This window comes from Streptomyces sp. NPDC053493, assembly GCF_044544825.1.
In the GTDB taxonomy this organism is placed as follows: Bacteria; Actinomycetota; Actinomycetes; order Streptomycetales; family Streptomycetaceae; genus Streptomyces.
In genome coordinates, this window is record NZ_JBITXS010000011.1 from 140,775 (window position 1) to 160,937 (window position 20,163).

The window sequence follows — 20,163 nt, forward strand, 5'->3', positions numbered from 1 at the left end:
GCACCACCGCCGGTGCGGAGGCGGTAACGCGCGACCGGCCGCCGGGCCCGCGGCACGTCGGGCGTGGCGGCGCACCGCCGGGCGGAGGCCGGGCGCCGCGACCGGCCGCCGGGCCTCCGCCCGGCACGTCGGACGTGACGGCCGTCTCGTAGCAAGCTCCAGCCGGGACCGTGGCGCTGGCCTGCAGAAAGCGCCAGTAGAATCTGGACACGTGACTGCTGTGACTGCCAAGCCCCGCATCCCCAACGTCCTGGCCGGCCGCTACGCCTCCGCGGAGCTCGCCGTCCTCTGGTCCCCCGAGCAGAAGGTGAAGCTGGAGCGCCAGCTGTGGCTCGCCGTGCTGCGTGCCCAGAAGGACCTCGGGATCGAGGTTCCGGACGCGGCGCTCGCCGATTACGAGCGCGTGCTCGACCAGGTCGACCTCGGCTCGATCGCCGAGCGCGAGAAGGTCACCCGGCACGACGTCAAGGCCCGCATCGAGGAGTTCAACGCCCTCGCCGGCCACGAGCACGTCCACAAGGGCATGACCTCGCGCGACCTCACCGAGAACGTCGAGCAGCTCCAGATCCGGCTCTCCCTGGAGCTGATGCGGGACCGTACGGTCGCCGTCCTCGCCCGCCTGGGCAAGCTGTCCGCCGAGTACGCGGAGCTGGTCATGGCCGGCCGCTCCCACAACGTCGCCGCCCAGGCCACCACGCTCGGCAAGCGGTTCGCGACCGCCGCCGACGAGCTGCTCGTGGCGTACGCGCGCCTAGAGGACCTCCTCGGCCGCTACCCGCTGCGCGGCATCAAGGGCCCGGTCGGCACCGCGCAGGACATGCTCGACCTGCTCGGCGGCGACGCCTCGAAGCTGGCGGAGCTGGAGCAGCGGATCGCCGGGCACCTCGGCTTCGCCCACGCCTTCACCTCGGTCGGCCAGGTCTACCCGCGCTCGCTCGACTACGACGTGGTCACCACCCTCGTCCAGCTGGCCGCCGCCCCCTCCTCGATCGCCAAGACGATCCGCCTGATGGCGGGCCACGAGCTGGTCACCGAGGGCTTCAAGCCCGGCCAGGTCGGCTCCTCCGCGATGCCGCACAAGATGAACACCCGCTCCTGCGAGCGCGTCAACGGCCTGATGGTCATCCTGCGCGGCTATGCGTCGATGACCGGCGAGCTGGCCGGCGACCAGTGGAACGAGGGCGACGTGTCCTGCTCGGTGGTCCGCCGGGTCGCGCTGCCGGACGCGTTCTTCGCGTTCGACGGTCTCCTGGAGACCTTCCTCACCGTGCTCGACGAGTTCGGCGCCTTCCCGGCCGTCGTCGCCCGCGAGCTCGACCGCTACCTGCCGTTCCTGGCCACCACCAAGGTCCTCATGGGCGCGGTCCGCGCCGGTGTCGGCCGCGAGGTCGCCCACGAGGCCATCAAGGAGAACGCGGTGGCCTCCGCCCTCGCGATGCGCGAGCAGGGCGCCGAGCGCAACGAGCTCCTGGACAAGCTGGCCGCCGACGCCCGCATCCCGCTGGACCGGGCGCAGCTGGACGCGCTGATGGCCGACAAGCTGTCCTTCACCGGTGCGGCCGCCGACCAGGTCGGCGTGCTCGTCTCCCGTATCGAGGAGATCGCCAAGCAGCACCCGGAGGCCGCCGGCTACACCCCCGGGTCGATCCTCTGACCGGCACCACCCGGTTCTCCGCGCAGGAGCTCCAGGCCGCTCGCGACCGCCTCGTTCCCGATGTGGTCGCGAGCGGCCTTTCGGTCCTCTTCTGCGGGATCAATCCGGGCCTGATGACGGCGGCGACCGGCTTCCACTTCGCCCGCCCGGGCAACCGGTTCTGGCCGGTGCTGCATCTCTCCGGCTTCACGCCGCGCCGGCTCGCGCCGGCGGAGCAGGACGAGCTCCTGTCGTACGGTCTCGGCATCACCAACGTGGTCGCGCGGGCGACCGCGCGCGCCGACGAGCTGACCGCCGAGGAGTACCGGGAGGGCGGCCGGATCCTCGCCGAGAAGGTGGAGCGGCTCGCACCGCGCTGGCTGGCGATAGCCGGCGTCACCGCGTACCGCACGGCCTTCGGTGAGAAGCACGCGCAGATCGGCCCGCAGGAGCGGACGATCGGGACGACTCGCATCTGGGCCCTGCCCAGCCCGAGCGGTCTGAACGCGCACTGGACGGCGGGGACGATGGCGGAGGAGTTCGCCCGGCTGCGCGAGGCGGCGGGCGTCCCGGACCGGCGCACCGCCTAGGCCGCTCTCTCGGATCAGGGCGGGTCGACGGTGGTGACGATCGCGAGGAGCTGGAAGGGCAGCTCCTTGTCCCACTGGGACACGCCCAGGCCGATCCAGCGGTCGCCGGCCCGCCACAGGTGGAGGTCGGGTGTGTGGTTGCTGAGGACGCCCCAGGGCTCGGGTATGTCCTCGCCGGACATGCCACGGTCGAAGACCGACCAGAGGCTGAAGACCTGCGGCGGGCCCCAGCGCGCGTCGAGCAGCACGCTCAGTCCGTCGCGTTCCGCTTCGTACTGCTCCTCGACGGCTAAGGAACGGGTGCCGTCGTCCTCCCAGAAGTCCTCGCTCGTGGCGAGCTCGACGACGTGATAGCCAGGGCCGCTGTCGCGGTGCCCGGAACGCTCCGGACGCTCCGGGAAGGCCTGGTCCATCAGCTCGTCGATCGTCGCGAGGTGCTGTGCCCTGTCCATGGATCCAGTAAAGCGCGCGGCACTGACAGTTGGCGGCCCGTCAGACCGTGGCCGGGCTCGGCCCCGTGCCCGGCCGTACGCCCGGGCCGCGTGCCCGGGCCGGGTGGCGCTCGCCGGGCCACCGTCCATTGAGTAACATCCGGCCAAAGACGCGCACGAGCTGGGAGGACACACGGTGGGGCGGCTGACCGGCGGGGACCCGTCGCTGCTGCGGCGGATCAACTCCGCGGTGGTACTCCATGCGCTGCGGAGTTCCGACGCGCTCACCCTCACGGATCTGACCCGCGTCACGGGCCTTTCCCGGCCGACGGTCGAGGGCGTGACCGAGGGCCTGATCGAGGGCGGTCTGGTCGTCGAGGCGGCGCCCGAGGAGGGCGAGGCGAGGCGGCAGGGCCGCCCGGCCAGGAGGTTCCGCTTCCGCGCGGAGGCCGGACACCTGCTGGGCATCGAGATCGGACCGCACCGGGTCGCCGCGCTGATCTCCGGCCTGGACGGGCGGATCATCGGCGCCGGTTCGCGCGAGGTCGCGGAGACGGCACCGGAGGACGAGCGGCTCGACCGGGTGCGGACCGTGGTGGCCGACGTGCTGCGCAGGACCGGCGTGCCCCGGTCGAACCTGCGGGCGGTCGGCGTCGGCACGCCCGGGATCGTGGAGGCGGACGGGACGGTGCGCCTCGGCACGGCGCTGCCGGGCTGGACGGGCCTCGCGCTCGGCGAGCGGCTGCGCCGCTCCTTCCGCTGCCCCGTGATCGTGGAGAACGACGCCAACGCGGCGGCGGTCGCGGAGCACTGGAAGGGCGCCGCCACCGATTCCGACGACGTCGTCTTCGTCCTCGCCGGTCTGAGCCCGGGCGCCGGTTCGCTGATCGGCGGCCGGCTGCACCGCGGTTACGGCGGGGCGGCCGGCGAGATCGGGGCGCTGCACCTGCTCGGCCGGGGCGTCACGCCGGAGCATCTGCTGTCCACGACCGACGAGCCGTTGCACCCGCTGGACGAGCAGGCGGTCGCGGAGGTGTTCGCGCTGGCCCGGCAGGGGCACGCGGGGGCCGAGGCCGCGGTGGAGCGTTTCATCCAGCGGCTGGTGCACGACGTGGCGGCGCTGGTGCTCGCGCTGGATCCGGAGCTGGTGGTGATCGGCGGCTGGGCGGCCGGCCTGGACGGGGTGCTGCAGCCGCTGCGCGAGGAGCTGGCCCGGTTCTGTCTGCGGCCGCCGCGGGTGGTCCTGTCGATGCTGGGCGAGGCGGCGGTGGGCACGGGCGCGCTGCGGCTGGCGCTCGACCACGTGGAGGAGCAGCTGTTCGCGGTGGACGGCACGGTGACCGCGCGCCGCTGACGCGGTGTCGGTACGGCGCGGATGCGTACGGCGCGGATGCGGCGAGGACGTACGGGACCGGCCCCGGGGGAGCGCCCGGGGCCGGTCTCGTCAGTCGCTTCTCGTAGCTCGCGGCTCTCGGCTCGCGTCTCGTGCCGCGTGTCGGGTGTCGGGTGTGGCGTGGTGTCAGGAGGCCATGGCCAGGTCGCCGGAGTCGCCGAAGGTGAGTTTGCAGGTGTCGGCGCGGTACGTCGCGACGGAGACGGCGGCGGTGCCGCCCTCGGCGAGGTAGCGGGTGGTGACGACGAGGACCGGGGCGCCGGGCAGGCGGTCGAGTTCCTTGGCGTCGTCGGCGCGGGCGGAGCCGAGTTCGACGGAGCGGTCCTGGCCTTCGAGGGCGAGCCGCCGCAGTTCGGCGAGCACGGCGCGGGCGCGGACGGGTCCGTCGGCGGCGCCGGCCTCGGGCAGGCCGGGCACGGAGCCGGACGGCACGTAGAGCAGTTCGGCGGCGACGGGCTGGCCTTCGGTGACGCGGAGCCGGCGCACGACGTGGACGGTCTCGCCGGGCTCGGTCTCGAGGAGGCGGGCGACGGCGGCGGGTGCGGTGGCGAGGGTGGAGTCCACGGACTGCCAGCTGTCCTCGCCGGCGTCGGGCCAGGCGTGCTGGGTGGTGGAGACGTCGACGCCGACGCGCGGCGGGGCGACGGTGGTGCCGACGCCGCGGCGGCGCTGCAGCCGGCCTTCGAGCTCCAGCTGCTCCAGGGCCTGCCGGAGGGTGGCGCGTGCGACGCCGAAGCGGGCGGCGAGTTCGCGCTCGTTGGGCAGGATCTCCCCGACCGCGAAGTCCGAGTCGAGGGCTTCGCCGATCACGGTCTTCAGGTGCCAGTACTTCGGCTCCGGAACTGTCTCCAGCTGCGTGGTCCCCACCCTGATCCTCCGCACATTCGCCGTGTCCCGCGGCGTTTTCCGCGCCCTTGTTTATTAAAGGTTCCTGCACTAACTCTGCGACCATAAGGCGCGGCCCACCCTTGGTCAAGACCAATCCTCCGTCCGAGGTCCCTGAATGTGACCCTCTGGCCTGGATCGTTCACAGGACGTTCGCGTCGGCGTGAGGCCGGCGCAGCAAAAACGCCCCGCCTCCCATGAGGGAGGCGGGGGCGAGGGCGGGGGCTCGGGAGGGATTCGCCTCAGAGGGCGCGGGCGAGGCCCTGGAGCTTGTCGGGGTTGCGCACGATGTACACGCACGCGATCCGGCCGTCGCGGACGTCGATCTGGAAGACGGAGTCGACCTTTCCGTCGACGAGGGCGATCAGCGCCGGGCCGCCGTTGATCTCCTCGATGCGGTAGCCGAAGACCTCCCGGGCGCCTTCGGCGACGGCCACCAGGAAGCGGCCGATCTTGTCGGCGGTCTCCATGACCCGCAGCGGCGCCTTGGACTTGCCGCCGCTGTCGCCGACGAGCCGGACGTCGGGCGCGAGCATGGCGAGCAGCCCTTCGAGGTCGCCTTCGGCGGCCGCGGCGAGGAACCGCTCGGTGAGGTCGCGGCGTTGGGCGGGATCGACGTCGTAGCGCGGGCGGCCTTCGTCGACGTGCTTGCGGGCCCGGCCGGCCAGCTGGCGGACGGCGGCCTCGCTGCGGTCGAGGGTGGCGGCGATCTCGGCGAAGGGGAAGCCGAAGGCCTCGCGGAGCACGAACACGGCGCGCTCCAGCGGCGAGAGGGACTCCAGGACGACGAGGAGGGCCAGCGAGACGGAGTCGGCGAGCAGCGCGCGTTCGGCGGTGTCGGGCACGGAGGGCCCGAAGTCGGTGACGATCGGCTCGGGCAGCCAGGGGCCGACGTAGGACTCGCGCCGGGACCGGACCTGGCGGAGCCGGTCGACGGCGAGCCGGGTGGTGATCCGTACGAGGTAGGCGCGGGGCTCGCGGACGTCGCCGCGGTCGGCGGCGGACCAGCGCAGCCACGCCTCCTGCACGACGTCCTCGGCGTCGGCGGCGCGTCCGAGCATGCGGTAGGCGACGCCGGTGAGCAGGGCCCGGTGCTCTTCGAACAGGTCGGTGGGGTCGGTCAGCGTCTCGGTCGGCACTCCCCCATCCCAGCCCACGCGTTCCTCCGTGTCCAGTTGTGTCCTGAGGTCTTGAACTCGACCCTACCCGCCGGTAATTCTTGCTGACAGGGTGTCTCGGAAGTGTCCGTTCGACAGGGAGCAGCCATGCCCGCACAGATCTCGTTCGCCGTGGAGTCCACCGACGGGCCGCGCACGGTCACCGTCGCGTACGAGCGGCGGGGCCGGGGCGAACCGCTGCTGCTGCTCCACGGGATCGGCCACCTGTGGCAGGCCTGGGAGCCCGTGTTGGACGTCCTCGCCACCGAGCGGGACGTCATCGCCGTGGACCTGCCGGGATTCGGCGCCTCCCCGTCGCTGCCCGCGCCCCTCGCGTACGACCTGAGCACGGTGGTGCCGGTGCTGAACGCGTTCTGCGTCGAACTCGGCGTCGAGCGGCCGCACGTGGCCGGAAACTCGCTCGGCGGTCTGCTCGCCCTGGAGCTCGGGCGCGCGAAGCAGGTGCGCTCGGTCACGGCGCTGTCGCCCGCCGGCTTCTGGACGGAGAGCGAGCGGCGCTACGCGTTCACGACGTTGCGCGCGATGCGGGGCGCCGCGCTCGCGCTGCCCGTCCCGGTGATCGAGCGGCTCTCCCGCAGCGCGGCCGGCCGCACCGTCCTCACCAGCACCATCTACGCCCGCCCCGGCCGCCTCTCACCCGAGTCGGCGGTCGCCGAGACCATGTCCCTGCGCGCCGCCACCGGCTTCCACCAGACCCTCGCGGCCGGCCGGTCGGTGCTCTTCACGAACGACGTCCCGGCCGTGCCCGTGACCATCGCCTGGGGCAGCCGGGACCGGCTGCTGCTGCGCCGCCAGGGCGTCCGTGCCAAGCACGCCATCCCCGGCGCCCGTCTGGTCCGGCTGCCCGGCTGCGGTCACGTTCCCATGAACGACGACCCGGCGCTGGTTGCCCGGGTGATCCTGGACGGCAGCGCCGCCGCCTGAACCCGCGCCGCGCGGAACCGCGTTGTCTGATCCGGCGTTTCCTGAGGCGGCGTTTCCCGTGCTGATGCTTCCTGAGCCCGCGGCGGCGCCGGCCGAGGCCGCCCTGCCGCCGTCACGCCCGAACAGGCCCGTGCCCAGGGCGGCGCCGCCGCCCACCAGGAGGCTGCCGACGGCCTGCGGCAGGCCGAAGGCGCCGTGCGCGACCGCGGCCGCGGTCAGCGCGGCGGCCACCGGGATGGCGCCGGTGAAGAGCGTGGCCCGTTCCATGCCGATGCGCTGGACGCCCATGTAGAAGAGGACGAAACCGACGACGGTCGCGAGCGCGGCCTGCCACACCAGGGCGCCCGCCTCCACCGCCGTCGGCATCCGCAGGACGGCGGTCCCGTGCGCCAGGAGGCCCAGCGCCGCCGACTCGACGGCGGCGACCGCGCACACCACCGCGGTCAGCAGCTTGGGGCCGAGCGTGCGCAGCACCGGCACCGCGAGCACGGTGAACCCGACCTCGCCCGCGAGCGCCGCCACCGACCAGCCGAGACCGGCCGCGTCGGTACGGCCCCAGCCCTGCACGGTGAAGGCACCCGCGACGACGAGCCCCGCCCCGTACAGCACCGGCCGGCTGGGCCTGCGGCCCTCGGTCAGCGGCACCAGGACCGCCACCACGACCGGGGCGCAGCCGACGAGGACGCCGGGTACGGCGGGCTCGGCGCTGCGTTCGGCCGCGAGGATCGCGAGGTTGAAGCCGACCATGCCGACGGCCGCCAGCAGGGCGATCCGCAGCCAGTGACGGACGGTCAGGGCGCGCAGCGGCCCGAGCGCGCCACGGCGGCCGAGCAGGGGCAGCAGGAGCAGGCAGGCGGCGCCGTAACGCAGGGCCTGGCCGCCCGCGTACGGGTAGTCGCCGAGCAGGCTGTTGGCGGTGAAGGAGGCGCCGACGAGGGCGTAGGCGACGGTCACGAGGAGTGCGCCGCGCAGGGAGTTCGCGTTCATGCCACCGACGCTAGGAACCGGACGGCCCCGCTTCGAGATCCACTTGGACGGCGTCTTCGGGGACCACTTCGCCGGGCGGGCGCTCTCGTGCCGGGGCGCGCGGCAGGGCGTCTCGGCCGCGGAATCCGTGCGGAGGCGGCGTGCTCCGCGCGCCGTGATCAAATGGCGTCGTGACCGACAGGAACGGCAGGACGACGCGCGTGGTGCTGGCGGAGGACTCCGTCGTGCTGCGGGACGGCATGGTCGAACTCCTGGGAGCCCGCGGATGCCAGGTGGTGGCCACCGCCGGGACGGCACCCGAGCTGCTCGCCGCCGTGGCCGAGCACCGCCCCGACGTGGCCGTCGTCGACATCCGGATGCCGCCCACCCACACCGACGAGGGCATCCGCGCCGCCGTCGAGATACGCGCGAGGACACCCGAGGTCGGCATCCTCGTCTTCTCCCAGCACGTCGAGACCACCTGGGCCGCCCGGCTGCTCGCGGACGGCGCGGGAGGCGTCGGCTACCTGCTGAAGGAACGCGTCGCCCGTACCGCCGAGTTCGTGGACGCCCTGCACCGCGTCGCCGACGGCGGCACGGCCCTCGACCCGGAGGTGGTCACCCGGCTGATGCGGGGCGGACAGCGCAGCCGGGTGGACACCCTGACGGCCCGTGAGCGCGAGGTGCTCGAGCTGATGGCGCAGGGCCACTCCAACCGCTCCGTCGCCCGGCTGCTCGTGGTCTCCGAGCGGGCGGTGGAGAAGCACGTGGCGGCCGTCTTCGGCAAGTTCGGGCTGCGGGCGACGGACACCGACAACCGTCGGGTGAAGGCCGTGCTCACGTATCTGGCGGAGAGCTCCGGCTGACCCTCCGGCGACGGGCCCGGTCGGCTTCTTCACGGGCTCTGCCGGAAGCGGGCCCGTCGCGTTCGGGCGCGGGCCTTCACAGGCGGGACGGCAGCTCGGCGGTGATCACGGTGGGGCCGCCGCGCGGGCTGTCGACGCCCAGGACGCCGTCCACGGCCGCGAGCCGCTCGGCCAGGCCGGTCAGGCCCGTCCCGCTGCCGGCGCCCGTCCCGCTGCCGGCGCCGGTGCCGGTGCCGGTGCCGCACGCCGCACCTCCGACGCCGTCGTCGCGCACGGTCATCCGGACCCGGCCGTCGGACGCGGAGGTCACCGTGAGCTCGGCGGAGCGGGCACCGCTGTGCTTGGCGACGTTGGTGAGCAGCTCGGCGGCACAGAAGTAGAGGGCCTGCTCGACGGCCTGGGCGGGGCGTTCCGGCAGGTCGAGCCGGACGGCGACCGGCACGGGCGAGGCGGCGGCCAGGCCCGGCAGCGCCTCACCGAGGCCGCCGTCCAGGGCTACCGGGTGAATGCCGCGGGTGAGGCGCCGCAGCTCCGTGATGGTGTCGTCGGTCTGCCCGCGGGCCCGGCCCAGCAGGCTCCGCAGCCGTGCGACGTCCGGGCCGGCGGCGGGCTCGAGCGCGTCCTCGGCCAACGAGAGGGTGATGGCGAGGGCGACGAGGCGGGCCTGGGTGCCGTCGTGGAGATCCCGCTCCAGGCGGCGGAGGCGGTCGGTGTTGCCGGCGAGCAGGGTGGCGCGGGCCGTCTCCAGCTGCCGTACGCGCTGCTGCCCGCGAGACGCCGGCCGGGCCCAGCAGGAGCCGGGCGAGACGCCGGTTCACGTCGCTGAGCGCCCGGACCGCACGGGGCACCGCGGCCGCGAGCAGCAGACCGAGCGGGACGGCGGCCACGTCCCACGTGACCGGCCGGGGGCCCTGCTCCAGCAGACGCACCCAGACCGGAAAGCCGATCAGCCAGCCGCAGCCGACGGGGAGCACGACCGCGGACACGAATCCGAGCACGCCGAGCGGCAGCCGCAGCACCAGGTAGCACAGCGCCCGCCACGCCACCACGTCGGTCAGGACGGCCCGCCCCCGGGCGATCGCCCCCGTCGGCCGCGGCAACGCGGCCGGCGCCTCGACGACCTCGCCGAGCGTCCGGCCCACCAGCCACCGGTGCATCGCCCCGAGCGCCCGCGCCCCGAGCAGCCCGGCGACGACGGCCGGCAGCCCGAGCACGGTGAGCGAGAGCAGCGCCCCGGCATACACGACGCCCAGGGCGTAGGCGCCACCCACCAGCGCCGGCACCAGCCCGACCACGGCGAACAGCCACTCGCCGCCCCGCACCGCCCCGTGCCCTCGCCGCCCGTCCACGGCCGCTCCCCACCGCCGCGTCGCGCCCCGGGGCCCCGGCGAAGGCCGCCGGGAGTCGGGACGCGGCGGTGTCGGCGCGTCCGGCCGGCGCGGATCGGGGCGGTGGTCAGTCACGGGCGCCGCCCACCAGGTGGGCCGCCGGACCGCGGGTCGCGTAGAGGCCCGTGGCCAGGATGGCGGGAGCGGTCAGGACGGTCGCGCCCGCGGCGAGCCAGGCGCACGCGGCCGGCGGGACGTGCGGGACGGCGGAGCCGGTCAGGGCGGTGCTGAAGGCGGCGGCCGCCGCGCCGGCGACACTCGCGCCGAGGAGGACGCCGACCACCGACGTCAGGGCCGCCTCCGTCGTGAGCATGCGCATCAGCTGCGACCGGGTGGCACCGACCAGCCGTAGCAGCGCGAACTCGCGGCGCCGGTCGGCGGTCACGGCGACCAGCGTGTTCACGGTGGAGACGGCGGCGAAGCAGACGAGCAGCGCCAACTCGGCCTCACGCAGCCAGACGTCGGTGGCGGAGGTGACGCTCGTCGTTCCGGCGCGCGCGGTGTGCTCGGCGGTGGACGTCATGATGATCATGGTGCCTGACAGGCCGACGAGGAGGGCGACCGGCACCACGGCCGACGACAGCCTCCGCGCGTACCCGCGCAGATGGGCGTCGGCCAGCCAGCCCGCGCCGGGCGCCGCCGCGCGGACCGGAGCGCCCACGACGGCCGTCACCAGCCGCGCCACCAGCGGCCCGACCAGGGCGACGCCGACCAGCAGCACCAACGAGCCGAGCAGCGCCGCCTGCCCGGCCTTGTCCGCCTGGGCCGACGGCCGCGTCGCGGCCAGCCGCAGCAGCAGACCGCCGCCCACCAGCACGCCGGCCCCGGCGATCAGGCGAGCCGCGCCGGTCCGCCCGTGCTCGGTCGCGCTCGCGGTGAGCGCGACGGCCGGCGCGATCCGGGAGATCCGGCGGGCCGCGACGGCCGCGGCCGTCAGGCCGACGGCGAGCACCGCGGCCAGGGCGATCAGCATCGGCAGCGGCGTGGCCGGGACCCGGAGGTCGGGTGCCGCCATCCCGCGCCGTTGCAGGGCGCTGAGGAAGCGTTGGGCCCCCGCCCACCCCGCGAGCCAGCCGGGCGCGGTGACGAGCAGGATGGTCGCCACGACCTGGCCGCGGACGAGGCGCCGGGCCTGGCGGGGCGTCGCGGCGACGGTGCGCAGCAGGGCCAGTTCGCGGTGCTGCTGCCGGAGCGCGAAGCCCAGGGTGTTGACCACCACGAAGAAGGCGACCAGCACGGCGATCTCGCCGAAGGCCGCGGCGATCACCACGAGCCCGGGCCCGGTGACCTCCGCCCGCCCGGAGGGAGCCGTGGGCGCGGTGAGGTCCGCGGCGAGCAGGGAGCCGAACAGCGTCACCGTGGCGACGGCGAGGAAGAGCGCGACGGCGAGACCGGCGAAGGCTGCCGGGCGTCGCCGCATCTGTCCGAGGGCGATGGGGACCACGGCGCTCACCCGCCCAGCCGGCTGAGGCGTTCGCCGACCTGGGCGGCGGTGGGGCGCTCGAGTTCGTCGACGATCACGCCGTCGGCGAGCAGCAGGACCCGGTCCGCGTATCCGGCGGCGACCGGATCGTGGGTGACCATCGCGCAGGTCTGGCCGTCGCGGTCGACGCCGGCCCGCAGCAGGGTGAGGATCTCGTGACCGGTGGCCCGGTCGAGCGCGCCGGTCGGCTCGTCGGCGAACAGCACCTGGGGGCGGGAGACGAGGGCGCGGGCGATCGCCACCCGCTGCTGCTGGCCGCCGGACAGCTGCCCGGGCCGGTGCCGTTCACGGCCTGCGAGGCCGACCCGGGCGAGCGCGTCGAGGACGCGACCGCGGTCGGGCCGGGCGCCGGACAGCCGGCCGGGCAGCTCGACGTTCTGCGCGACGGTCATGGCCGGCATGAGGTTGAACGCCTGGAAGACGAACCCGACGCGACTGCGCCGGAGTTCCGCGAGCCGCCGCTCGGGCAGCCGGGACACCTCGGTGTCGCCCCACCAGACGGCGCCGCGGGTGGGCCGGTCCATTCCGGCGAGGCAGTGCAGCAGGGTCGTCTTCCCCGAGCCGGAGGGGCCCATCACGGCGGTGAAGGTCCCGGGCGCGAGGGTCACCGTCACTCCCCTCAACGCCCGCACGGCGGCGGTGCCGCGCCCGTACGCACGGTGCAGGTCCTCCGCCCGCGCCGCGGCTTCGGTGTTCACGTTCCACGTCGTCTCGATCATGTCCTCATCCTCGGCGGGCAGGACCGCGGAATCGATCGTGCGGGCCCCCGGACCGGAGGTTCGGGAAACCGAACCCGGTAGGCTCCACGCCCGACGTGAGGCCGTCGGGACGGGCGGGCGTACGGACGTGGTGACGGACGGCCGCAGGGCCGGGAAACGGGGGCGCATGGGCGGGCATCCGGCCTGGGAGCTGCTGCTTCCCGCGGCGGCGGCGCCGGCGCGGCAGCGGGGCCGGTCGCTCCAGGAGGCGCTGCGGGACGCGGTGCGCGCGGGCCGTCTCGCGCCCGGGACCCGGCTGCCGTCGAGCCGTGCGCTCGCCGCCGACCTGGGCGTCTCGCGGGGCCTGGTGACCGAGGCGTACGAGCAGTTGACGGCCGAGGGCTATCTGCGCAGCGACCGCGGCTCGGGCACATGGGTGGGCGGGGCGGCGCGCGCCGCCGCGCCGGGCGTACGGGACCTGGCGCCGCGCACGCCGGGCGTGCGGGTGGACTTCCACCCCGGGACGCCCGATCTCTCGCTGTTCCCGAGGTCCGCGTGGGGCGCCGCCCAGCGCGCGGTCCTCGCCGAGCTGGCGCACCGGCGGCTCGGCTATCCCGATCCGCGCGGGCTTCCGGAGCTGCGGGGCGCGCTCGCCGCGCTGCTCGCGCGCCGGCGCGGAGTGGTGGCCGATCCGGAGCGCCTGGTGGTGTGTTCGGGTGTGGCGCAGGCGGCGACGCTGCTCGGTCTCGCGCTGCGGGCGCGCGGCCTGGAGACGGTGGGCGTCGAGGATCCGGGAAGTCCCGAGCACGGCCGGCTGTTCGCGGCGACCGGCCTGGAGACGGTGTGGCTGCCGGTCGACGCGGAAGGGCTGCTGCCCGGGCCGCTGGCCGCGTCCGGGGTGCGGGCGGTGGTGACGACGCCGTCGCACCAGTTCCCGTCGGGCATCGCGTACTCGGCGCGGCGGCGGGCCGCACTGCTCGACTGGGCGCGCTCGGTGGACGGCTTCGTCATGGAGGACGACTACGACGGGGACTTCCGTTACGACCGGGCGCCGGTCGGCGCGCTCCAGGGCCTCGATCCGGAGCGGGTCGCCTACGCGGGCTCGGTGAGCAAGTCGCTCGCTCCCGGGCTCCGGCTCGGCTGGATGCTGGTGCCGGAGGCGCTGCTCGACGAGGTCGTGGAGCGCAAGCGGACGATGGACCTCGGCAACCCGGCCCTCGACCAGGCGGTCCTCGCCCGCTTCGTGACCGGCGGCGCCTACGACCGGCAGCTGCGCCGCTGCCAGCGCGCCTACCGCGAGCGGCGCGACGCCCTGGTCGCGGCCCTGGAGCGGCACTTCCCCGGCACGGAGGTCACCGGGATCGCCGCCGGACTGCACGTCATCGCGCACGTGCCCGCCGATTACGGCCCCACGGCCCGCTTCCTGGACCGGGCGCGGGCGGCGGGCGTGGCCGTGCGTCCGCTGGAGGACTACGGCACGGCCCGGCCGTCCGACGCCGTGGTCCGCCTGGTGATCGGCTACGCGCATCTGTCGCCGTCGGACATCGCCTTGGGCGTGGGGCTGGTGGCGCGCGCCTACGAGCGGGAGGCGGGCACGGGCTGAGCGGGTTGAGCGGCTGAGCGGGCGGGCGCGCCCGGGGCCGCGGGGCGGGCGGGCCGGATGGGGTGGTACGGAGCGGACGGGTCGGGTGCGGACCTCGTGCAGGTCTCGCGCGGGACGCCAACCGGCTTTCCGGCCCGGGCCGTTGTTCACGTGAGGTTCGGCTGGGCGCCGTTCGGGAGCGTTAGGCATGGGGCGCGGCCGCTCGCGCGCGGCCGCGCCCGGTCCCTCCGCCTTCCCGTCTTCCCGTCTTCCCGTCGCCTTGGAGGCGCTTCGATGTCCCAGCTCGTCACCGGCTCGTCTCCCGACCGCCGTACGGTCCTGCGCGGTTCGCTCGCCGCGTCCGCCGCCGCCCTCGCGGTGGGCGGCGGAGCGGCGTTCGCGAGCCCGGCGTTCGCCCTGTCGGGGCGTCCGTCGGCCGCGTGGGGTGTGCAGACCGGTGACGTGACCGCGCACTCCGGTCTGGTGTGGGTCCGCTCGGACCGGCCGGCCCGGATGATCGTGGAGACCGCGTCGAGCGAATCGTTCCGCCGTGTCCGGCACCATCACGGGCCGCTGCTGGGCCCCGGCACGGACTTCACCGGCACCACCGCGCTGCGCGGCCTGCCGCCCGGCGAGCAGATCCACTACCGGGTCACGCTCGCCGACCCGGACGACCCGCGCCGCACCGGCGAGCCGGTCACGGGCACCTTCCGCACCGCGCCCGCGCGGCGCCGGGACGGTGCGCGGTTCCTGTGGTCGGGCGACATCGCGGGCCAGGGCTGGGGCATCAACCCGGACATCGGCGGCTTCCGCGCGTACGAGGAGATGCGCCGGCTCGACCCGGACTTCTTCCTGTGCAGCGGTGACACGATCTACGCGGACGGTGTCATCCAGCCCAGCGTGACGCTGCCCGACGGCCGGATCTGGCGGAACGTCACCACACCGGAGAAGTCGAAGGTGGCCGAGACGCTGGACGAGTACCGCGGCAACTTCCGCTACAACCTGCTGGACCACAACGTGCGCGCCTTCAACGCCCAGGTGCCCACGATCGTCCAGTGGGACGACCACGAGGTCCGCAACAACTGGTATCCGGGCCAGATCCTGGACGACGCCCGCTACACCGAGAAGAGCGTCGACGTCCTCGCGGCCCGCGCCTCCCGCGCGTACGCGGAGTACTTCCCGGTCTCCACGCTGCGCGCGCCGGCCGACGGCACCCGCGCCGAGGGCCGGATGCACCGGGTGGTGCGCCACGGCCCGCTGCTCGACGTGTTCGTGCTGGACATGCGCTCGTACCGCAACGCCAACTCGCCCGGCCGGCAGGCCGACGACACCACCGGCATCCTCGGCGCGGAGCAGCTGGACTGGCTGAAGCGGGAGCTGAGCCGGTCGCGCGCGGCGTGGAAGGTGCTCGCGGCCGACATGCCGCTGGGGCTCGTGGTCACCGACGGCGCGACCGACTTCGAGGCGGTCGCACAGGGCGACCCGGGCGCGCCGCTGGGGCGTGAGCTGCAGATCGCCGAGCTGCTGCGGTTCATCAAGCACCGGCGCATCACGGGCACCTTGTGGCTCACGGCCGACGTGCACTACACCTCGGCGCAGCACTACGCGCCGGAGCGCGCGGCCTTCCAGGACTTCGCGCCCTTCTGGGAGTTCGTGTCCGGTCCCCTGGCGGCGGGCGGCTTCCCGGCGAACAAGCTGGACGGCACCTTCGGCCCCGAGCGGGTGTTCGTGCGGGCGCCGGAGCGGGCGAACCTGTCGCCGATGGAGAGCCCGCAGTACTTCGGCGAGGTCGACATCGACGGCGACAGCGGCGAACTGACGGTCCGGCTGCGCGCTGAGGGCGGTGTCGTGCTGTTCAGCAAGGTGCTCCAGCCGGGGCGCGTCGGACAGTAGCGGCGGCCTGCGGCTTTCCCGCCCGCGACCGGGTGGGAACTCGGCGGCCGAGGGCGGGAAGGCGCAGGCCAGAGGCGGTCCGGGCCGATTGTCAGTGCCGGGTCCTACGGTCGTTTGCATGACGCGATCCGTACAGGCGCTCGCCTACGCACGCCCGTCCGCCCTCGAGCCGTCAGGCTCCGGGCGGCTGCTCGGTCTGGAGACGGCCGGCGGTCTCACGCCGCGCGGCGCCGAGGCCCACCCTCGGTTCTTCTCCGGCTTCCTCAGCTCGCCGCGGATCGCCGCGCGCGGACTGCTCGCCGTCGCCGACGTGGCGGCGGCGCGCTATCACCAGCGGATACGGCCGGGTTCGCTGGACCCGGTCGTGACCGGGAACGGCGACCGACTGCGTTTCGAGTCCTTCTCGGGATGCGGCGGGGTGTACGCGCGGCTCGACGTGCTGAGCGCGGGTCTCGAGGGAGCGGAGACCGGTCACGGCACCACCAATGTGGACGTCAACAACCCGCTTCGGGAAGCGCTTTCGCGGCTCACCGGCGACGACCCGCTGCATCTGCGGGTGGGGCCGGAGGAGTTGGCGGTGACGACCCTGGACGGCCCGGTCGTGGAGAAGAAGGTGCCGCTGCCGGACCGCTGGCTGCGCGGCTTCGCCGAGGCGCAGGTCTCCTCCGCCGGCTTCGACCTGCGCGCCGAGCTGACCGGGGCGGAGGCGGTCCGGTTCCTGCGTTCGCTGCCGCGGACGCCGGCGCGGGGTCGGGGCCCGCTGTGGGTGGTGCAGTCGGGCCGGACGCTGCGGCCGACCACGCGGCCGGTCGCGGGCGCGGTGTGCCTTGCGGGGCCCGACCGGCTGGTGGCGCTGGAGCGGGTGCTGCGGCACGCGACGGCGCTGCGGGTGTACGGGCCGGTGCCGGACGGCCGGCCCGCGCCGAGCGCCTGGGAGCTGGAGCTGCCGGGGATGCGGCTGACGCTGACGCTGTCCCCGGATCCGGCGCGCGGTTTCTCCGGCGAGGGCGGCGTCCTGGAGGCGCTGGCCACGGCGGAGGCGGCGGAGGACGCGGAGCTGGTCTCGGTGCTGCTGGCCTGGGAGCCGCGGATCGATCTGGCGGATCTGGCCGAGCAGTCGGGCCTGACGGTGGACCGGGTGCGGGCGGCGCTCACCCGGCTGGGCACGGCGGGGCGGGTGGGCTACGACGTGGCCGAGGCGGCCTACTTCCACCGGGAGCTGCCGTACGACGCGGACCGCGCCGAGCGGCACAACCCGCGCCTGGTCGCGGCGAGGGAGCTGCTTGCGCGGGGCTCCGTCGCTCTGGACGGCGCGCCGGAGTCGGCGGTTGTGGTGGTGTCGGGTGAACGGCGCTATCAGGTACGGGAGTCGGACGGCGGGCGGCTGAGCTGCACGTGCGCGTGGTGGGCGGAGTACCGGGGCCGGCGTGGCCCGTGCAAGCACGCGCTGGCGGTGCGGATGGCTCGGCGCGGTGCCGTGCTGGAGCAGGCGGGGGCCGCGTGATGGCGGGGACGAGGACGAGGACGAGGACGGGAACGGGGACGGGTATGGGGACGACGGGGGCTGTGGGGACGGCGACCGCGGTGGAGGAGCTGCTGCGGGCGGTCCGCGCGGGCCGGCATGCCGAGGTGCCGGCGCTGGTGGGCCGGCTGGACGCGGACGCGCGGAAGGCGGCGCTGCCGGAGCTGAAGGAGCTGCGCAAGGAGGTGCGCGGCTGGAGCTGGGAGCGGTGGTCCGCGCAGCGGGAGGCGCAGCGCGCGCTGCGGGTGGCCGGGGCCGGGTGCCACACCGGCGCCGCGGCGGCGGCCGCGTGGATCGGCTCCCGCGACCTGACCGGCCGGGGCGAGAGCACGGTCGACGGCGTCCTCGCGGTGCTGGCCGGCCGGGAGGCGGCCTGGCTCGCCGACGTGGCGCAGCGGCTCGCCGAGCGGCCGTCCGTCGCGGACGACGAGTACCGCCTGGTGCACACGCTGGTGGTGCGTTCCGGCTGCGCGGTGCCGACGACGGAGGCGTATCTGCGCGGCTGGACCCGCGAGGTGACGGACCACCGGCTGGTGGAACGGCTGCGTGCCGACCCGCAGACGCCGCTGCTGATGCCGTACGTGATCGCGCTGACCGAGACACCGGACCGGCTCACCTGGTCGGTGGGTCCGGAGGCGCCCACGCACTGGCCGACGGCGCTGAAGACGCTCGCCGACGAGGGCGTGCTGGACCGGGCCGTGCTCGTCGAGGGCTGTGTGGCCAGGCTGCTGCGCGGCGGGCGGGCCCGTGACCTGCGTTTCCCGCTGGCCCTGCTCCAGCTGCTCGGGACCACGGACGAGGAGCGGCGCGGGCGGATCCCGGACTGGCTCGGGATGGCGGCGGACGGGCCGTCGCCGGTGGCCGGCTACGCGCAGGAGGTGCTGGCGGAGCTGGCGCAGGACGGCGGGCTCGCGGTGCGGGAGCTCGCGGAGATGTCCGGCGCGGTCCTGTTCCGCAGCGAGAAGAAGCTGGTGAAGGCGCAGTTGACGCTGCTCGGCAAGGTGCTGCGGCAGGACCCCGGTGCGGCGGAGGAGCTGTTGCCGGTGGTCACGGACGCCTTCGGGCACGAGGACACGGCGCTCCAGGAGCGGGCGCTGAAGCTGGTGGGCCGGCATTTGAAGGACGTGACCGACGAGCGGGTGCGGGAGGAGCTGGCGGGCGCGGCCGAGCTGCTGAGCCCGGTGCACCGGGCCGCCGCGGCGGAGGTGTTCGGCCGGGCCGTGGGCGGTGACGACGTTCCCTACGAGGAGGTGCTGCCGCCCGTGCCGGAGCCGCGGCCGCTGGCACCGGCCGCGGAGACGGTCGCGGAGCTGCTGGAGGACCTGGTCGCGCTCGCGCGGAACCCGTACGAGTCCGTCGAGGAGTTCGAGCGGGCCCTGGACGGTGTCGTACGGCACGCGTACCGGGACCGCGAGGCGCTGGCTGCGGCGGTGCGGGAGGCGTTCACGGGGACGTACTGGCTGGAGAGCCGGGATCACGTGTCCAGGGGCTCGGAAGGCGTCCTCACCGTGCTCGCCGCCCTGGTCGGCGCGGTGAAGCCGTCGCACCTCGACAGCGTCCGCAGAAGGCCCGCCGGCACGCAGGGCTGTGCGCACGAGGCGCTGAGCAGAGTGATCGACGCCCGCTCCTGGGAGGCCGCATGGCTGGTGGCCACGGCGGCTCCGGTGCCGTTCCTGCTCGCCACGCCCACGCTGCACACCGGGTCCCTCGATCCGCTGGTGCTGGTGGAGCGGCTGCGGGAGTACCGGGATGCCGGGGTCGAACCGCTGCCGATGGACCTCGCGCAGGCGTTGCTGCGGGTGCGCAAGGCGGGTCCGACGTCCGCGGAGGCCGCCGTGCGCGCGGCCCGGCTCGGCACGCGCGCCGGGACCCGGCTCGCGAACTGGCTGGCAGCCGGCGCCTCGCTCGCGCCGGAGCTGCTGTTGACGGCCAGGAGCGGCGACAGCCGGTCGCGGACGTGGGGGCTCGCGGACCGGCTGGTGCTCACGGCCCGCGAGCACCGGACGATCGGCGAGGAGTTCCCGCCCGTGTTCCACTGGCTCGGCGCCGCGACGTCGGAGATCACCCGCGGGTGCAACGGCTATCACTGGTCGGGCCTGCGGCCGCTGTGGCCGGGCGTGCTGCCCGACGACCGGGAGGCGCTGGCGGCCTGGCTGCTGACGCCGCTGGCCGTCGGCGTCCAGTGGGAGGAGCGGGGCGCCGCCTGGGGGCTGACGCCACTGGCCGAGGCCGACGGGCCGGTCGGACCGGCCGTGCACCTGGCGCTGGCGCTCGGGCTCGGCAGCCGGCACGCGGAGGACCGGCTGACCGCGGTGGACGCGCTGCTGGTGCTCGCGGCCCGGGGCGATCTGAACGCGGGGCTGCTCGGTGGCCGGCTCACGGAGCTGGTGGGCGACGGGACCGTGAAGCCCAACCGGCTCGCGGACGCGGCTCGTACGGCCGCCGCGACCGGGGCGTACGCGACGGTCCGCGAAGTGCTCCTGGCGTCGCTGCCGGGGCTGCTCGGCGCGGCGAAGCCGGCCCACGCGCTCGGGGACCTGGTGGCGGTGGCGGCCGAGTGCGTGGAGCGGGCCGGTGCCGGGCGCGGGAAGATACCGGGGCTCGCGGAGGTGGCGGCGCGGGCGGGTTCCTCGCAGCTGGTGGTCCAGGCGCGGCGGCTGGCGAACGCGCTCGAACAGCGGGCCGATCAGGACGCGCCACAAGCTGTCGAAATCGGTCACTAAGCTCCCAG

The 20,163-nt window shown here is 75.1% G+C and carries 14 protein-coding genes and 3 pseudogenes; 9 read left to right on the plus strand and 8 right to left on the minus strand.

Features of this window, described 5'->3' with window-relative positions:
• Positions 1 to 211: 211 nt before the first annotated feature.
• Together purB and mug are read left to right on the plus strand one after the other, a co-directional pair.
• Entirely contained in the window at positions 212 to 1,654 is a 1,443-nt protein-coding gene (purB, locus tag ACIGO8_RS27685) for an adenylosuccinate lyase (RefSeq protein WP_399736173.1), read from the plus strand.
• Positions 1,651 to 2,223 (plus strand): G/U mismatch-specific DNA glycosylase, encoded by a 573-nt coding sequence (gene mug / locus ACIGO8_RS27690; protein ID WP_399736419.1) that lies wholly within the window; start codon positions 1,651 to 1,653, stop codon positions 2,221 to 2,223. Before purB ends, mug begins: the two co-directional genes overlap by 4 nt.
• 14 nt (positions 2,224 to 2,237) lie before the next feature.
• Here the strand turns inward: mug and ACIGO8_RS27695 are convergent, their stop codons facing one another.
• Complete coding sequence (locus tag ACIGO8_RS27695) at positions 2,238 to 2,675, minus strand: hypothetical protein (RefSeq protein ID WP_399736177.1); 438 nt, start codon at positions 2,673 to 2,675, stop codon at positions 2,238 to 2,240.
• Positions 2,676 to 2,850: 175 nt separating this feature from the next.
• Here ACIGO8_RS27695 and ACIGO8_RS27700 point away from each other — a divergent pair, with 175 nt between their 5' ends.
• Entirely contained in the window at positions 2,851 to 4,008 is a 1,158-nt protein-coding gene (locus ACIGO8_RS27700) for an ROK family transcriptional regulator (protein WP_399736180.1), read from the plus strand.
• Between the two features lie 165 nt (positions 4,009 to 4,173).
• Here ACIGO8_RS27700 and ACIGO8_RS27705 read toward each other — a convergent pair whose 3' ends face one another.
• Both ACIGO8_RS27705 and sigJ read right to left on the minus strand, forming a co-directional pair.
• Complete coding sequence (locus tag ACIGO8_RS27705) at positions 4,174 to 4,914, minus strand: GntR family transcriptional regulator (RefSeq protein ID WP_399736183.1); 741 nt, start codon at positions 4,912 to 4,914, stop codon at positions 4,174 to 4,176.
• A 260-nt stretch (positions 4,915 to 5,174) separates the two neighbouring features.
• Positions 5,175 to 6,071 (minus strand): RNA polymerase sigma factor SigJ, encoded by an 897-nt coding sequence (gene sigJ / locus ACIGO8_RS27710; RefSeq protein WP_399736186.1) that lies wholly within the window; start codon positions 6,069 to 6,071, stop codon positions 5,175 to 5,177.
• Positions 6,072 to 6,197: 126 nt separating this feature from the next.
• Between sigJ and ACIGO8_RS27715 the strand changes: the two genes are divergently transcribed.
• Positions 6,198 to 7,034, plus strand: coding sequence for an alpha/beta fold hydrolase (locus ACIGO8_RS27715; RefSeq protein WP_399736189.1), 837 nt, complete (start codon positions 6,198 to 6,200; stop codon positions 7,032 to 7,034).
• A 195-nt stretch (positions 7,035 to 7,229) separates the two neighbouring features.
• Here the strand turns inward: ACIGO8_RS27715 and ACIGO8_RS27720 are convergent.
• A pseudogene (locus ACIGO8_RS27720) lies at positions 7,230 to 8,021 on the minus strand (EamA family transporter); the annotation flags it as partial.
• Positions 8,022 to 8,221: 200 nt separating this feature from the next.
• On the opposite strand from ACIGO8_RS27720, the gene ACIGO8_RS27725 reads away from it, so the two are divergent.
• Positions 8,222 to 8,866, plus strand: a complete 645-nt coding sequence (locus ACIGO8_RS27725) for a response regulator (protein ID WP_399736421.1) — start codon at positions 8,222 to 8,224, stop codon at positions 8,864 to 8,866.
• 76 nt (positions 8,867 to 8,942) lie between these two features.
• Here the strand turns inward: ACIGO8_RS27725 and ACIGO8_RS27730 are convergent, their stop codons facing one another.
• The 4 genes and pseudogenes from ACIGO8_RS27730 to ACIGO8_RS27745 form a co-directional block, all read right to left on the minus strand.
• A complete protein-coding gene (locus tag ACIGO8_RS27730) occupies positions 8,943 to 9,614 on the minus strand; it encodes a sensor histidine kinase (protein ID WP_399736423.1) in 672 nt (223 codons plus the stop codon).
• Positions 9,615 to 9,714: 100 nt separating this feature from the next.
• Positions 9,715 to 10,329, minus strand: a pseudogene (locus ACIGO8_RS27735) (sensor domain-containing protein); the annotation flags it as partial.
• A complete protein-coding gene (locus ACIGO8_RS27740; RefSeq protein WP_399736192.1) occupies positions 10,322 to 11,698 on the minus strand; it encodes an FtsX-like permease family protein in 1,377 nt (458 codons plus the stop codon). The pseudogene ACIGO8_RS27735 and the gene ACIGO8_RS27740, both read right to left, overlap by 8 nt.
• Before the next feature lie 5 nt (positions 11,699 to 11,703).
• Positions 11,704 to 12,456, minus strand: a complete 753-nt coding sequence (locus ACIGO8_RS27745) for an ABC transporter ATP-binding protein (protein WP_399736195.1) — start codon at positions 12,454 to 12,456, stop codon at positions 11,704 to 11,706.
• A 166-nt stretch (positions 12,457 to 12,622) separates the two neighbouring features.
• Here ACIGO8_RS27745 and ACIGO8_RS27750 point away from each other — a divergent pair, with 166 nt between their 5' ends.
• The 4 genes and pseudogenes from ACIGO8_RS27750 (at position 12,623) to ACIGO8_RS27765 (ending at position 20,155) form a co-directional block, all read left to right on the plus strand.
• Positions 12,623 to 14,038: a PLP-dependent aminotransferase family protein gene (locus ACIGO8_RS27750; protein ID WP_399736197.1), complete on the plus strand. Its 1,416-nt coding sequence runs from the start codon at positions 12,623 to 12,625 to the stop codon at positions 14,036 to 14,038.
• 273 nt (positions 14,039 to 14,311) lie between these two features.
• Entirely contained in the window at positions 14,312 to 15,910 is a 1,599-nt protein-coding gene (locus tag ACIGO8_RS27755) for an alkaline phosphatase D family protein (protein ID WP_399736200.1), read from the plus strand.
• Positions 15,911 to 16,028: 118 nt separating this feature from the next.
• Positions 16,029 to 17,410: pseudogene (locus ACIGO8_RS27760) on the plus strand (SWIM zinc finger family protein); the annotation flags it as partial.
• 66 nt (positions 17,411 to 17,476) lie between these two features.
• On the plus strand, positions 17,477 to 20,155 hold the full coding sequence (locus tag ACIGO8_RS27765) for a DUF6493 family protein (RefSeq protein WP_399736426.1): 2,679 nt from the start codon (positions 17,477 to 17,479) through the stop codon (positions 20,153 to 20,155).
• Positions 20,156 to 20,163 lie beyond the last annotated feature (8 nt).

What these genes read in the sequence shown, in the direction of transcription:
- ACIGO8_RS27695 (WP_399736177.1), bottom strand. Translation starts at nt 2,675, where the DNA reads ATGGACAGGGCACAGCACCTCGCGACGATCGACGAGCTGATGGACCAG.
- ACIGO8_RS27745 (WP_399736195.1), bottom strand. Translation starts at nt 12,456, where the DNA reads ATGATCGAGACGACGTGGAACGTGAACACCGAAGCCGCGGCGCGGGCG.
- ACIGO8_RS27755 (WP_399736200.1), top strand. Translation starts at nt 14,312, where the DNA reads ATGTCCCAGCTCGTCACCGGCTCGTCTCCCGACCGCCGTACGGTCCTG.
- ACIGO8_RS27715 (WP_399736189.1), top strand. Translation starts at nt 6,198, where the DNA reads ATGCCCGCACAGATCTCGTTCGCCGTGGAGTCCACCGACGGGCCGCGC.
- ACIGO8_RS27750 (WP_399736197.1), top strand. Translation starts at nt 12,623, where the DNA reads ATGGGCGGGCATCCGGCCTGGGAGCTGCTGCTTCCCGCGGCGGCGGCG.